Annotated in this window: 13 protein-coding genes; 3 read left to right on the top strand and 10 right to left on the bottom strand. The window is 38.2% G+C overall.

Translation table 11 applies throughout. The annotated features are described in order from the left end of the window. Window positions 1–130: 130 nt before the first annotated feature. The 4 genes from adhE to ACVRZH_RS00475 all read right to left on the bottom strand — a co-directional run bounded on the left by adhE (window position 131) and on the right by ACVRZH_RS00475 (window position 5,723). On the bottom strand, window positions 131–2,779 hold the full coding sequence (gene adhE / locus ACVRZH_RS00490; protein WP_447453373.1) for a bifunctional acetaldehyde-CoA/alcohol dehydrogenase: 2,649 nt from the start codon (window positions 2,777–2,779) through the stop codon (window positions 131–133). Between the two features lie 327 nt (window positions 2,780–3,106). After that, complete coding sequence (locus ACVRZH_RS00485; protein WP_447453372.1) at window positions 3,107–4,903, bottom strand: acyltransferase family protein; 1,797 nt, start codon at window positions 4,901–4,903, stop codon at window positions 3,107–3,109. After that, window positions 4,900–5,289, bottom strand: coding sequence for an MORN repeat-containing protein (locus ACVRZH_RS00480; RefSeq protein WP_447453371.1), 390 nt, complete (start codon window positions 5,287–5,289; stop codon window positions 4,900–4,902). Before ACVRZH_RS00480 ends, ACVRZH_RS00485 begins: the two co-directional genes overlap by 4 nt. After that, window positions 5,286–5,723 carry a low molecular weight protein-tyrosine-phosphatase gene (locus ACVRZH_RS00475; RefSeq protein WP_447453370.1) on the bottom strand — a complete coding sequence of 146 codons (438 nt, stop codon included), beginning with the start codon at window positions 5,721–5,723 and terminating at the stop codon, window positions 5,286–5,288. Before ACVRZH_RS00475 ends, ACVRZH_RS00480 begins: the two co-directional genes overlap by 4 nt. A gap of 98 nt (window positions 5,724–5,821) precedes the next feature. Here ACVRZH_RS00475 and ACVRZH_RS00470 point away from each other — a divergent pair, with 98 nt between their 5' ends. Then, window positions 5,822–6,352, top strand: a complete 531-nt coding sequence (locus tag ACVRZH_RS00470) for a GNAT family N-acetyltransferase (RefSeq protein ID WP_447453369.1) — start codon at window positions 5,822–5,824, stop codon at window positions 6,350–6,352. 292 nt (window positions 6,353–6,644) lie between these two features. On the opposite strand, the gene ACVRZH_RS00465 is transcribed toward ACVRZH_RS00470, so the two are convergent. Both ACVRZH_RS00465 and ACVRZH_RS00460 read right to left on the bottom strand, forming a co-directional pair. Further along, window positions 6,645–7,322: a Crp/Fnr family transcriptional regulator gene (locus ACVRZH_RS00465; RefSeq protein ID WP_447453368.1), complete on the bottom strand. Its 678-nt coding sequence runs from the start codon at window positions 7,320–7,322 to the stop codon at window positions 6,645–6,647. Between the two features lie 37 nt (window positions 7,323–7,359). After that, window positions 7,360–8,070 (bottom strand): B3/B4 domain-containing protein, encoded by a 711-nt coding sequence (locus tag ACVRZH_RS00460; RefSeq protein ID WP_447453367.1) that lies wholly within the window; start codon window positions 8,068–8,070, stop codon window positions 7,360–7,362. A gap of 188 nt (window positions 8,071–8,258) precedes the next feature. Between ACVRZH_RS00460 and ACVRZH_RS00455 the strand changes: the two genes are divergently transcribed. Then, complete coding sequence (locus ACVRZH_RS00455) at window positions 8,259–8,729, top strand: arginine repressor (RefSeq protein WP_447453366.1); 471 nt, start codon at window positions 8,259–8,261, stop codon at window positions 8,727–8,729. 110 nt (window positions 8,730–8,839) lie between these two features. Continuing rightward, window positions 8,840–10,531: an arginine--tRNA ligase gene (gene argS, locus ACVRZH_RS00450; protein ID WP_447453365.1), complete on the top strand. Its 1,692-nt coding sequence runs from the start codon at window positions 8,840–8,842 to the stop codon at window positions 10,529–10,531. A 315-nt stretch (window positions 10,532–10,846) separates the two neighbouring features. Here the strand turns inward: argS and ACVRZH_RS00445 are convergent, their stop codons facing one another. The 4 genes from ACVRZH_RS00445 to aspS are packed head-to-tail and all read right to left on the bottom strand — an operon-like array spanning window position 10,847 to window position 15,342. After that, entirely contained in the window at window positions 10,847–11,725 is an 879-nt protein-coding gene (locus ACVRZH_RS00445) for a YitT family protein (RefSeq protein ID WP_447453364.1), read from the bottom strand. A gap of 26 nt (window positions 11,726–11,751) precedes the next feature. Beyond that, on the bottom strand, window positions 11,752–12,627 hold the full coding sequence (locus ACVRZH_RS00440; protein ID WP_447453363.1) for a YitT family protein: 876 nt from the start codon (window positions 12,625–12,627) through the stop codon (window positions 11,752–11,754). 29 nt (window positions 12,628–12,656) lie between these two features. Continuing rightward, window positions 12,657–13,601 carry a YitT family protein gene (locus ACVRZH_RS00435; protein ID WP_447453362.1) on the bottom strand — a complete coding sequence of 315 codons (945 nt, stop codon included), beginning with the start codon at window positions 13,599–13,601 and terminating at the stop codon, window positions 12,657–12,659. After that, a complete protein-coding gene (aspS, locus tag ACVRZH_RS00430; protein ID WP_447453361.1) occupies window positions 13,579–15,342 on the bottom strand; it encodes an aspartate--tRNA ligase in 1,764 nt (587 codons plus the stop codon). Before aspS ends, ACVRZH_RS00435 begins: the two co-directional genes overlap by 23 nt. Window positions 15,343–15,363 lie beyond the last annotated feature (21 nt).

Here is a 15,363-nt window from a genome sequence, read left to right as displayed (position 1 = left end):
TGAGACAAGTATAGCTCTGTCTCATCTCTTTTGTACTTGTTCTATCATATCATAATTTAGAGGTAAAACTTCGGTTTCTTTTGTGATATCAAAAAAGACCGAGACATTGTCTCGATCTGCAATGGAAGGCTTATTTCAAACGCCCTGGACGTTCTTTATAGCCATAGTAAGCATCTTCAATAATTTCTTTCATATGACTAACAAGAGCTAGACGTGGGTTCGCTGGTGTACATTGATCTTCATAAGCAAGATATGCCATTTCTTCAGCACGAGCCATGTATTCTGCCTCGTCCACACCTTGTGCACCGATGCTCATCTTAATACCGATACGTTCACCAAGTTCATACACTGCTTGTGCATATGATGCTACACCTTCTTCAGGTGTTGACGCTGGTAATCCAAGCATTTTAGCGATATCTTGATATTTCTCATCAGCTCTGTAATAGTTGTACTTAGGCCATGTTGCTGTCTTAGCTGGGCGTGTACCGTTATAACGGATAACATATGGCAAGAGAATGGCATTTGTACGACCGTGAACAGTGTGGAAAATACCACCAATCTTATGTGCCATTGAGTGAGAAATTCCCAAGAAGGCATTCGCAAAAGCCATACCAGCAATTGTTGACGCGTTATGCATTTTCTCACGTGAGTGGAAATCTGCATTCTTAACAGAGCTTTCAAGGTTTTCAAAGACAAGCTTGATAGCTTGAAGGGCTAAACCATCTGTAAAGTCGTTAGCAACTGTTGAAACATAAGCTTCTGTCGCATGTGTCAACACGTCCATACCTGTATCAGCTGTAACATGTGCTGGGACAGTCATAACAAGAGCTGGGTCAACGATAGCCACAGTTGGTGTTAATGAGTAGTCAGCGATAGGGTATTTACGGTTATTAGCTTTATCAGAAATAACCGCAAACGGTGTCACTTCTGAACCTGTACCTGATGTTGTTGGGATAGCAATAAACTTCGTTTTCTTACCTAGTTCTGGGAACTTGAAGGCACGTTTACGGATATCCATGAACTTCTGAACAAGATCTTTAAAGTCTGCTTCTGGTTGTTCATAGAAGAGCCACATTACTTTAGCAGCATCCATTGGAGAACCACCACCAAGTGCAATGATGGTATCTGGTTGGAACGTACGCATCATCTCAGTTCCTTTGTAAACTGTTGTGATATCTGGATCTGGTTCAACATCTGCAAAGATTTGGTAAACCACATTGTTACGACGAAGGTGGAGTTGCTCAAGGATACGATCCAAGAATCCTAATTCGACCATTGATGGGTCTGTAACAATCATAACACGTTCAACGTCACGACATTTTTGAAGGTATTGAATTGAATCACGTTCAAAGTATGTTTTTGAAGGAACTTTAAACCATTGCATATTATTTCTACGTCTTCCTACTTTTTTGATGTTCAAGAGATTTAGGGCGCTAACGTTATCTCCGATAGAGTTACGTCCATAAGAGCCACAACCAAGTGTCAACGATGGCAAGAATGAGTTGTAAACATCACCGATACCACCAAACGTAGAAGGAGAGTTCCAAATAACACGGATCGCACGAACTAATTTACCAAAGTCTTTAGCTAATTCAGTATCTTCTGTGTGGATGGCAGCAGAGTGTCCCAAGCCATCAAACTCAACCATTTGACGTGCTTTTTCTAAACCGTCTTCACGTGATTCTGATTTCAAAACTGCAATGATTGGAGATAATTTCTCACGTGTGAGAGGTTCACTGATACCAACTTCTGATACTTCAGCCGCAAGAATATTTGTTCCTTCTGGAACTGTAAAGCCTGCTTGCTCTGCAATCCAAGCCGCTGGGCGACCTACAATATCTGCATTTAACTTAGCATCTGCACAGTTCTTACTGTTTGCCTTAACACCGAAACAAAACTCTTCAAGCAAAGCTTTTTCTTTTTTGTTTAAGAAGTATGTATGATATGTCTTAAATTCTGTTACAAACTCATCATAGATTTCCTTATCGATGATAACAGCTTGCTCAGACGCACACACCATACCGTTGTCAAATGATTTAGACATAACAATATCATGAACTGCTTGACGGACGTTAGCTGATTTTTCAACATAAGCTGGTACGTTACCTGCACCTACACCTAGAGCTGGTTTACCACATGAATATGCGGCACGAACCATGGCATTACCACCTGTCGCCAAGATAGTCGCGATACCTTCGTGTTTCATAAGAGCTGAAGTTGCTTCCATTGACGGCTTAGTAATCCATTGGATACAGTCTTTTGGTGCCCCCGCTGCTACAGCTGCATCATAAACGATTTTCGCAGCATGGGCTGAACTTTCTTGAGCAGAAGGGTGGAAAGCAAAGACGATTGGGTTACGTGTTTTCAACGAAATCAACGCTTTGAAAATAGCTGTTGATGTTGGGTTCGTTGTCGGTGTGATACCACAGATAACACCAACAGGTTCAGCAATAAGCGTCAAACCAGTCACATCGTCTTCTTCAATAATACCTACTGTCTTTGTATGACGCATGTTATTCACAACATGCTCACAGGCAAAGAGGTTTTTAGTTGCCTTATCTTCAAAGACACCACGACCTGTTTCTTCGTAGGCATGCTTAGCCAATTCTCCATGCTGGTCCAAAGCAGCTACTGAAGCTTTTGCAACGATATAGTCAACTTGTTCTTGATTTAATTTACGGAACTCTTCAAGAGCTACCAATCCTTTTTGAACAAGACCATTAACATGAAGCTGAGCTTCTAGCACTTTATCTTCTACGCTTACTTTCTTTTCAGCCATATTTTCCTCCATTGCAACCTTTTTGTTAAAGGTTTCACAAATTTTTTACTCTTTTATTATAACCTACTTTTTTTCATTTGTAAATGATTTCACAATGTTTTTTTGAGAAAATTTTTCATTTCTCTGAAAAAGCCTATATATCAAGCGATAAGGTCGATTTTCATTTTTGATTTTTATGTCAATAATGTACATTTTACAGATTATTTCAAAGTTTAAAACGAATATTCACTTTTATTTGTAAGCGTTTTCTTTTTGTTTCTGATAAAATCAAACAAAGATATAGGGGACAGGAGCGTCTTTCAAAGACGCTCACAATCATAACACCCCCTATTTTTTGCTTGATTTTTCACCTTTTGCAGGCTGCTTAGAAGCCTTTTTGATGGCTTTTTGAATTGTCTCTGCATACAATCGCGCACCATCAGGTGTTGCTTCCGAGAAATGAACACCATCAGTCCCAGCCCAAATTTTTGGATTAGCTAAAGACGTTTTATACCAATCAGCAACCGTAATATAACTATATTTTTTTGCTAACTCAACTTCATAGTTTCGTAATTCTGGCACTCTCCCATCACCAGAATTATATGGCGTTACAATGACTAACCTAGCACCTTTCGGCAGGTCAGATATAAAATTCTCCAAATCTTTTTCGTAATTATAGACAGAATTAACACCAACTGCCAAAACTACTGTTTTTGATAAACTATCATTTTTTATGTCATTGTGAAAAATTTCGTAGGCTTTTATGAAATCACGGCTAACCTCAGCATCCAGTCGCGCTTCAGGTAACATTTCTTCAATAGCCGCAGAAGCTCTCAAGGTTACCGAATCACCAATAATCTGGACATCACTGACCGCTTTTGCATCGCCAGCCAAAAGAGTATGGGTCCTATCTAAACGATTGTCAGCTTGATTCAGCGAACTAACCAACAAATCCGTTTCAAACGCCCCCACTTTTGGGGCAGTCACTGTGATCCCTAAGGTAATCACCAACAACAAACCGAGACCACCTAAAGCCCACTTGTAATAATCCTTAAAATCAACCGTTACACCTAATAGATTCGGTGTCTTACCAGCAACAATTGGTTCAACGATATAGTAAGACAAGCCAGAAAAGACAATTGAAAAAATCAACGTCAAAACAACTGCCAAACTATTCGATGCTATCTGACCAAAAATAATATACAAAGGCCAATGGAATAGGTAAATACCATAACTCAAATCAGCAAGAACCGTTAATATAAATGGTTCTTCAATCTCTTGTGTCTGATCACTAAGTAGTCTAACAGCATATAGCAATACAGATGTGACAAGACTTGCTAGTAAAAAACCAAGTAAATACGTAAATAAATGTGTGAAATCAAGGAACTTTCCTAAAATCACCAAGAAAAGAGATGCCAGGGATATGCCTGCAAGTACTTTTTTAATATCAAATAGGACAACATGACGTCGAAAACGACCTGTCGTATCTTTTATACCTGATACTGTAGCCACAACACTTCCTAAAAAGAAAGCAAAGCTTCTGGTAAACGGAGAGAAATAAATCAAAGAAACATTGTCGACAAGAAAGGCTTGAACGAACATTGTCAAAAAACTCATCGTGAATAAAGCAGCCGAAACAACAAAAACAAAGCCTCTGAACTCATTAGATGTCGCTTTCTTCTTGGAAATAAGCCAGACCACCAAGCCCCAAACAATATAAAATTGCATTTCAACCGCTAAGCTCCATGTATGTAAAAACAAATGTGGCACAAATTGGCTCTCATAATTGCCACCTGTCATCATTTCATAGAAATTAGTTGTAAATCCAAGAGCTGATGTGATTTGTAGACCAATACCTGCAACAAAATCTCGCTTCACTAAAAAGGTGAATGGCATCACTATTAATATCATCAGAACCAAAGGCGGCAAAATACGATATAGTCGTTTTTGTCCAAAGCGAATCAAGTCTATACTTTCCTTTGTCGCATATTCGTCTAACCAATTAGCTGTGATTAAAAAACCTGATAAGGTAAATAAAATATCAACACCTATAAAACCACCTGTAAAGTGATTTTTGAAGAAATGGTAAGCCAATACCCAAAATAACCCCATCAAACGCACAATAGATAACCACTTAATTCTCATTTTTGATAAATCCCCTGCTTAAACTTACCTTCAAAAACTTTTTTATCCTTCGCAATCAATTTGCCTTGTCCATCTGGTTTGCCGTTTTTAAAGTCTCCCTCATAAGACCAACCTGTTGAGGCAATAAACAACCCCTTCCCGTTAAATGTACCGTTTTTAAAGTCTCCCTCATAGGTATCACCATTTGCAAAAACTAGTTTTCCTTTTCCGTTCATACGATGATTAACAACGTCACCGGTATAAACGATTTGTCCGTTATCATAAGTCAATGTGGCTTGCTGTTTTACAGAAACAAGAAAGACCATAGCCCCCAAAATGATGACTACAGCTACTGTAATAGCTTCAATCATAGAGCGTGACCACTTGATTTGATGTAATTTAATCATCTATCCACCCCTTCAATACGCGCTATCCAATCCTGACAAAACTTGGTCACTAAGGAATAGGTCTCTTCAAAATCGCCTGTATACCAAGGATCTGGCACACTTTTTTCACCAAATAAAAAAATCTTTTCTGTTTGTTCATCATTAGCTATCTGACGTAAATCATCTAAATTATGATTGTCCATAGCCAAAATATAATCAAAATCATCTAAATCTGCTTGACTAATCTGCTGAGAGGTCTTATCAGTACGATAAGGAATCTGATACTTTCTCAATATCGCTTGCGTCCCCTGGTGAATGGGATTCCCATGCTCCCAACGCGATGTTGCCCTACTCTCCACAATCCAATCTCTATCTTCTAGTAAGGATGACATGACAAATTCAGCCATAGGGCTACGGCAAATATTTCCCAAGCAGACAAAACAAATTTTTTTCATCGGCTAAAACCTCTCAAAAATTCTCTTATTAGTATTATACCAAATTTAAAGTTGTTGTGATATAATTGATGGCAAAATGATGGGAGACAAAGAGTATCATGGCACTAAGACTGGTTCATCCAACTGACTGTTCACAGTCGGATATCTTACAGTTTAAAAAAGCTTTCAAAGGAGAGTCAATCTATGGTGGCGCAAGACTTGATACTTACTCTCAATTATCTGATTGGCTCGAACATATCAAAACAATATCCTCTAGACAAACCGTTCCAGAAGGACGGTCACCGTCATCAACGTTTTTCACCCTATCAGAAACAAATGACCTCATCGGCATCGTGAATATTAGGCATGATATCAACCAAGATTTTTTGTATCAATTTTCAGGTCATATTGGATACTCGATTCACCCACAGTATCGAAAAAAAGGTTACGGTAAAGAACAACTTGCACTCGCCTTAAGCTATTGTAAACTATTAGGTATATCCAAAGTACTAATCACTTGTGATGACGACAATATAGCATCTGAACATACAATATTAGCTTTAGGAGGAAAACTTGAAGATATGCGATTTGAACCTAATCGCAACGTCTGGATTAAACGGTTTTGGATACGACTTATTTCGATACCATAGACTAAACAGAACCACTAAAAACGAAAAATGTTAACTATCTAAAATCATAACTGTAAGTTAGAATTTTTTAGAATAGCTTTTATACTATCTTAAGATGGTTGTATCCTTTTCAGTGACAAAAAAGATGGTTACCGTCAATAAAACTATCTCAATCTTACCAATATGGTTTGTCTTCAAATTTATTTATTGTCCATGAGACAATCTTTCTAACAAGATTTCAGATTATATATTAGCTCCTCAGAAAAAGCAACGGCATAAGAACTGTTGCTTTTTCTGAGGAGCTAATAAGGATTTATTCCATATATTTCAAGAAAAAGTCTTTTTTTAAATAGGTCAAGGTCTTATGCTTAAACTCCAAAACCCCTTCTTTTTTCAAATCTTTTAAAACATGGCTTACCGTTTCTCTTGTAGTACCACTCATTTTGGCAATATCAACACTGGTAATAGCAAAAGGGAGGACATCATCTTCACAAATATCAAATAAGAGAATGGCTAAGGCTTGTACCACACGTTCTGAAGCGCTAGATGTCACCATGTTACGCAACCTAATCTCGTGGATACGTAATAAACAAGATAGTTTTTCTGTTAAGTGTTTCAATTGACGATTATTATGAGTGAGATAAGTCTCATATAATTCCGTAGGGAAATAAAAGTACTCCACATCAGTCATTGCAATAGCTGAAAAATGGTACTTTTCATCAATAAACATCCCGCCATAAGGAAAAATAGTTTGATGTTTGACATAATCAGTGTATAGAAAAGATCCTGAAGCATCAAACTCCTCAATCTTGACATATCCCGATTTAATCAAAAATAACTTATCTCTTTTATCTCCTTCAAAAAAGATGATGTGGTCTTTGGGCACCTTTCTTAAATGAGTTGAGGCCATAAGACGATCAAAGCTATCTATGGGGAGATAACTAAAGTCAGCCATCTGGCGAATCATTAAATAATCTTCTCTACTAATCATGCTTACCTCAATCACCTTTCTGAAATAAGAAGTCCAATCACACCGTAAGCGACAGTTTAGGATTATCCTTACTGAGAATGGTTTTAAATGTTTTGGCCGAGAGATAATACTCAGACTTAGCCACAATCATATCAAGCGCATTTTCTAAATCAGTTTCACGACTGCTATCTAATAATTCAATGACCAAAAAAGCATTTCGGGTGGTATCTGTAATCATCGTCCGTTCACCATCTCGCCAATTCAAACAACGGCACACCGCTCCTTTATCATCCTTGTAGCAAACCTCTCCCGCCAAAGTCGGCTGGTTGCGATCATCTCCAATCAGATAAAAGTCATCACCACCATCTGTTACAGTTAGGTAAAGATCACCTTCAAAAGTGTCTCTGTCTTCTGCACCGACAGGTAGAGCATAACGCAAACTAACACCATTATAAATGTCAACCAAGGGATTGATGCTACCTACAGGCTTATCAGTGCTAACCCGTTTTAATAGTGCCTCTATGCTTGAACGAGCTCCCTTTTTGGTTTTGAATTGCTGATAAGCTTGTCTGTATGTTTTGACAACATCGTTATCACTAAATTGTTCTGCCACAAGATGTTTTTTAGCTAGCTCATTACTTTCAACTAAAAAGGCGTTGAGTTCATTCTGTAAGGTCATATCAACATGATAATCTTCCAAAAGAACAACACCAATCTTAGCATCCGGAAATAAGGTCCAAAAAGATTGGTCAACAATAAAATCTGACATTTTGATTTCCCCCTTATTACCATTATATCAATAATCCAAGGATATCTCCACTAATACCAAAAACGGATGAGCAAAGAGCATATATAATCTGGCTATAGACCTCTCTATCAGTGAAAATATGCTATAATGAAACTGCATTGATTATCAGTACAACTTAAATCACCAACTCTTAAGAAAGGTCACTGTGTATGAACAAAAAGGAAGCCCGACATCAGCTTATCCTCTCTTTAATCTCAGAAGCCAAGATAAGAACCCAGCAAGAACTTCAAGAATTGCTATCTAAAAATGGCGTTACAGTAACACAAGCTACACTATCTCGCGATATTAAGGACTTACATCTCATTAAAGTCTCTGGAGAAGATGCCTACTACGAAATTCATAGTATCACTCCCAGCCGTTGGGAACATCGCCTTCGATTTTATATGGATGATGCCTTAGTGATGCTTAGACCTGTACAACATCAAGTTATTCTAAAAACCTTACCTGGTCTCGCGCAATCATTCGGCTCAATCCTTGATTCGATGCACATCCCAGAAATTACAGCAACTGTCTGCGGTGACGACACCTGTCTCATCATTTGCGAAGATGCCACTAGCGCTCAACGATGCTTTGAACGACTTAGTCAATATGCGCCCCCCTTCTTTTTTAGTGATAAATAATACATTTTTAATAAAAATATGAATATTATATCATTTTTTTAAGGAACCCGTACCATATTTACTTGATTTATGTTAGAATAAGATGATTAAATACTTTTAAGGAGACCTCTATGAATCATAAAGCATTGATAGCTGACAGTATTGTCAAAGCAGCGCCTGAACTTGAACATGACACTGTGCTTCAGTTACTTGAAACACCAAAAAATTCTGATATGGGAGATATTGCTTTCCCAGTCTTTACTCTTGCCAAAACACTTCGCAAAGCACCGCAAGCTATTGCTACTGATATTGTTACAAAAATAGACCAATCAGGATTTGAAAAGGTCGTAGCTGTTGGTCCTTACATCAACTTTTTCTTGGATAAGGGAAGCATCTCTCAATCAATTTTAAATCAAGTTATCTCTGAAGGAGCTAACTATGCCAATCAAAACATCGGTGAAGGGCGTAATATCGTCATAGACATGTCAAGCCCAAACATCGCCAAACCGTTTTCTATCGGACACTTACGTTCAACAGTTATTGGAGATGCCCTCTCGAACCTCTTTAAAAAAGTCGGCTACAATACTATTAAAATAAACCATCTCGGTGACTGGGGCAAGCAATTCGGAATGCTTATCGTTGCCTATAAAAAATGGGGGGATGAGCAGGCTGTTATCGCTAATCCAATTGATGAGCTTCTCAAACTCTACGTTCGTATTAACGAAGAAGCTAAAGAACATCCTGAATTAGATGACGAAGCACGCGATTGGTTCTTGAGACTTGAAAACGGTGATAAAGAAGCCTTAGAGCTATGGCAATGGTTCCGTGACGAGAGTCTAGTTGAATTTAACCGTATCTATAAAGAATTAGAAGTTGACTTTGATAGTTACAACGGCGAAGCTTTTTACAATGATAAAATGGACGAAGTTGTTGCCATTCTAGAAGAAAAAGGCCTTCTTCAAGAATCAAAAGGTGCCTTGGTTGTTAACCTTGAAAAACACGGTATCGAACATCCAGCCCTTATCAAAAAATCAGATGGTGCAACACTTTACATCACACGTGACTTGGCAGCAGCTCTCTACCGTAAGCGTAACTATGATTTTGCCAAGGCTGTCTATGTCGTTGGGCAAGAACAGTCTGCTCATTTCAGACAATTAAAAGCTGTATTAAGCGAAATGGATTACGCTTGGAGCGATGATATGACACATGTGTCATTTGGTCTGGTTACAAAAAATCGTCAAAAATTATCAACGCGTAAGGGGAATATCATTCTTCTTGAGCCAACTATTGCTGAAGCAGTGAACCGTGCTCAAGCACAAATTGAAGCTAAAAACCCAAGCCTAGCCAATAAAGAAGAAGTAGCTCACGCTGTAGGTGTTGGTGCAATCAAGTTCTATGACCTAAAAACAGACCGTAACAACGGTTATGACTTTGACCTCGAGGCTATGGTTTCCTTCGAAGGCGAAACCGGTCCTTATGTACAATACGCTCATGCTCGTATTCAATCCATTTTGAAAAAAGCTGCTTTTGTACCAGATAAGGATGCTGAATACCGTTTAAATGATGCTGAAAGTTGGGAAATCATCAAACTTATTCAAGACTTCCCACGCGTGATTGTACGTAGTGCTGATAATTTTGAACCATCAATCATTGCTAAATTTGCCATCAACTTAGCTCAAAGTTTCAATAAATACTACGCTCATACACGTATCTTAGACGAAAATCCTGAACGTGAAAGCCGTCTCGCACTATGTTATGCAACAGCTACAGTGCTCAAAGAATCTCTAGCTCTATTAGGCGTTAAAGCTCCTAACGAAATGTAATCAATATAGCAGTCCAACAACAAATAGCACCCCTACCGTTTAGATGGAAAATCGAATAGGAGGGGTGTTTTTTGATAAGATTAGACTATCTAAGACGACCTCACAATCATTATAGTGGATTGAGTTAGGAATAAGATAACAATCCCTTTGAAAAATATTGTAGAATTCCAATGCTTTACAAAGTCTCTCTTGTCCTGATTTTGTTTCAATCAACTATAAAACAACTGAATAACACAAAAAACCTGGTCCATTAAGCGTTTTGAACCAGGTTTTCTATATTTCATTGATTACCGAATCTTTCGATAAACTGTCAAACTATTGTTTTAAAGCCATACGTTCTTTACGATCAAACACAAAATCAGGGCTAATAACCTCATCAACATTAATAACGGATACAAAAGCGCTAGGGTCAATATCTTCAATCATTATTTTGACATCACGAACATCTACCGGTGTTAAGGCAACATATAAAACTTTTTTAGATGTTCCAGAATAAGCTCCTTCACCTTGTAAATAAGTAACCCCTCTGTTAATATCTGTCATAATACGTTGAGCAATCTCTTGCGATCGATCTGTAATAATAATCATACCACGAATAGTGTAACCACCATTTTCAATAATAGCCACTATCTGACTATACACAAAGCTTGCAATAAGGGTATACATCACATGTTGCATACTAATGGTAAATAAAGAGGCTGTTAAAACCATTACATCCATAATCAACAGCACTTGCCCTAGTTGAAATCCAAATAATTTTTCGGTAATGCGAGCAATAATATCTGTACCTCCCGTTGTGCCACCATATCTAAAGACGATACCGCTACCAATACCAGCACAAACACCAGCCAATAAAGCTGCAATCAAGAGGTCGTTGTTAATATTAATCACTAGTGGAACACGTTGCCACAACCATATAAAAAAGGACATCGTAACCGTTCCATATAGACTTAATACTAAACTTTTACGTCCTAAAATTTTAGCTCCCATAATAAAAAGCGGGACATTTAATAATAAGGTTGCATAACCTGGATCAAATCCAGTCAAACGATTAATAATCAGAGTTATCCCTGCAACACCACCCTCAGCTAAATGGTTTGCCATATTAAAATACACAAAACCAAATGCATAAATAGCTGTGCCTAATGCAATCATCATCAAATCAAATAAATTGGCTCTTTTTCGTTGATTCATTCTCTTATTTGTCTCCTCTCAACTCCCTAACTGACCTGTCTATATTTACTACGCTTAATCACAAATTCCGGGCTAACAATCTCATCAACCGTTGAAATAGATATAAATGCCTTATCATCAATCGACATAACAAGTGATTTTGCCATCTTTATCTCACTCGGATTGAGAACCACATATAGTATTTTTTTGTCATTCCCAGAATACGCTCCACTACCTTGCAAATAAGTTACTCCGCGTCCTAGTTGTTGCATAATCTCTCTAGCAATTTCATCTGAATGATTCGTAATCACAAGTAATTCTCTTACGGAATACCCCCCTCGTTGAACCAATCCAACTACTTGACTATAGATAAAACTAGCAACAAGAGCATACATCATCTGCGGGATAGAGACATAAGTCAGAGATAGAAGCATAACAATAATATCAATCCCTAACAAACCCTGAACAAGAGGAATACTAAATTTTTCTTCAAACAGACGAGCAATAATATCTGAACCACCGATGGTACCTGAATTTCTAAAAACGATACCACCACCTATACCACCTGTCAATCCTGCTAGGATAGCAATGACAAAATAATCTCCTTGCAGATCAATCATTAATCCTGTCTGTTGAAAAACCCAAACAAAGAAATAGAGACTAAATGTACCAAAAATAGTATAAAGCATAGCCTTTCTTCCAAACATAAAGGCACCTAAAACAATTAAGGGAAAATTTATCAGATAACCTGCTATCGCTGGATTAACACCAAAAAGCGCATGTAAAATTAAGGTCACACCAGCCATACCACTTTCAGCAATATTATTAGGCAACTTAAACACTACAAAACCAAAAGCGTAAATCGCCGCACCCAAAGCAATTAAGATAAACTTCCTTAACTGTAAGTCATATGTCTCTGGCATGCAAATCCCTCATCTTTCTTGCTCAATCGTTAACGCTCATCGTCCACAAAACGCCCAATAATTTGTACATTTTCAGCAACAGATACAAAGGCCTTAGGATCCGTCTTTTGAATCCAATACTTAAAATCCGCAAATTCCGCCCTTGTAATAATGGTCATTAGAACAGCTTTTTTCTCATGTTGATATGTGCCCTCAGCTTCATTGATTTGAGTAACACCACGATGCAACTTATTATGAATCATGCGACTTACTTTATCAGGAATATCTGTCACAATCATCGCTTGCATTTTCTTTTGTTTGGTATAAACTGCATCAGTCACCCGACTGGAGACAAAAATTGTAATCATTGAGTACAATGCGTATTGCCAACCAAATAAAAAGCCCGCAAAGCACATAATAAATGCATTGACAATAAGGGAAATCTGCCCAACTTCTCTTCCTGTTTTACGACGAATTGTTAAACTAATGATATCTGTACCACCACTAGAGATATTAGACTTAAACCCAAAACCAACACCTAACCCCAAGACTAACCCTCCAAATAATGCATTGATGAGAGGATCGGTTGTCAAAGTGACCTTAGGCATAAACTGGATAAAAATCGTACTCATTGTTACGGTAATAAAAGTAAAGATGGTAAATTTACGTCCTAATGTGTACCAAGCTAAAATAAGCAATGGCGCATTAAGGGCATAAAAAACAGCAGCAATCGGTAGTTCAACGCCAAAACTACGTAAACTAATCGCAGAAATAACCTGTGCTAAGCCGGTAACCCCACTGGAATAAACATGACCCGGTTGAAAGAAAAAGTTGACAGCTATACTTGATAGCAGACCATACAAAAGAGAAGCCGAGATTTTCTCGGCATACTTCTCTCTAGAAATGCTTTGTAATGTTTGAAACAGACCAATTTTTTTGGCCCAACGGTTAAGGACAAATTTAACCTTCTTTTTAGTTGTTGTTTTCTTGACCATTTTTCTCAATATTAAGGGCTAGTTCAGCCAACTGTTTATCTGCAACCACACTTGGTGCCTGCGTCATAGGATCGGTTGCTTTATTGTTTTTAGGAAAAGCAATGACTTCACGAATATTATCCTTCCCAGCTAACAACATCACCAAACGATCAAGTCCAATTGCTAAACCACCATGTGGCGGGAATCCGTAGTCCATAGCTTCCAGTAAGAAACCAAATTGCTCATAGGCATCTTCTGTTGAAAAGCCAAGAGCTGTTAGCATTTGTTCTTGAAGCGCTTTTTGATTGATACGCAAACTGCCTCCACCAAGTTCGTAACCATTCAAGACGATATCATAAGCAATGGCTCTAACCTTGCTCAAATCACCTGTCAGATGCTCAACCGTGTCTGCTGTTGGTTGTGTGAACGGGTGATGAGCACTCATGTAACGACCTTCCTCTTCTGACCACTCAAACATTGGCCAATCAACAATCCAAAGGAAATTAAATTTACTTTGATCAATCAAGTCAAGATCCTTGGCAATACGTAAACGTAAAGCTCCAAGTGTATTATTGGCAACCTCTAAACTATCAGCTATAAAGAGAACTAAATCATTCTCAGACAATGCTAGTTTTGCTACCAAATCAGCTTCAATAGTTGTCAAGAATTTAGCCACAGGTCCTGTCAAGCTGTTGTCAACATACTTAATCCATGCTAACCCTTTGGCACCAAATTGTTTAGCTTGCTCAGTTAGTTTATCAATGTCTTTACGGGAATACTTATCTGCCTCACCCTTGACAACAATAGCCTTGACAACCTCTGCTTCCGAGAAAACTTTGAAGTCAACACCCTTGACAACGTCTGTCAAGTCTTGTAACAACATATCAAAACGCGTGTCAGGCTTATCTGACCCATAGACATTCATCGCATGATCATAAGCCATACGCGGGAATGGCAAAGTAACGTCAAATCCTTTAGTCGCTTTGACAACTTTAGCCAAAAGACCTTCCACAATATCTTGAATTTCCACTTCTGACAAGAATGACGTTTCCAAGTCAACTTGTGTAAACTCAGGTTGACGGTCACCACGTAAATCTTCATCACGGAAACATTTCACAATTTGATAATAGCGGTCAAAACCAGCATTCATCAACAATTGTTTTGTAATCTGTGGACTTTGTGGCAAGGCATAGAACTGACCTTGGTTGACACGGCTAGGTACTAGATAATCACGCGCCCCTTCAGGTGTTGACTTAGTCAACATCGGTGTCTCAACATCAATAAACTCCAAACCGTCAAGATAATTACGAATGGTATGCGTCACCTTAGCTCTCAATTTAAAATTATCAAGCATCTCTGGACGGCGTAAATCAAGATAACGGTAGCGTAAACGTGTGTCATCGTTAGCTTCAATACCATCTTTGATTTCAAATGGTGTTGTCTTAGCCGTATTTAAAACAGTCAAACTAGTTACTTGTAACTCGACTTCACCTGTTGGTAAATTTGGATTAACTTGTTCACGTGCTGCAACCAATCCTGTAACTTCTACAACATACTCTGTACGCAAACCTTCCGCAACAGCTACCACATCAGCTGAAACTGTCTCAGGGTTAATCACTAATTGCATCACACCTTCGCGGTCACGAAGGTCAATAAAAATCAATCCTCCTAAGTCACGACGGCGACCAACCCAACCTTTAAGAGTCACTTCTTGACCAATATGTTCTGCACGAACACGACCAGCATACATTGAACGTTTCATATCATTTTCCTCTATTATTTT

This window comes from Streptococcus fryi (genome assembly GCF_053206505.1).
This window is presented reverse-complemented; position numbering and strand designations above follow the sequence as displayed.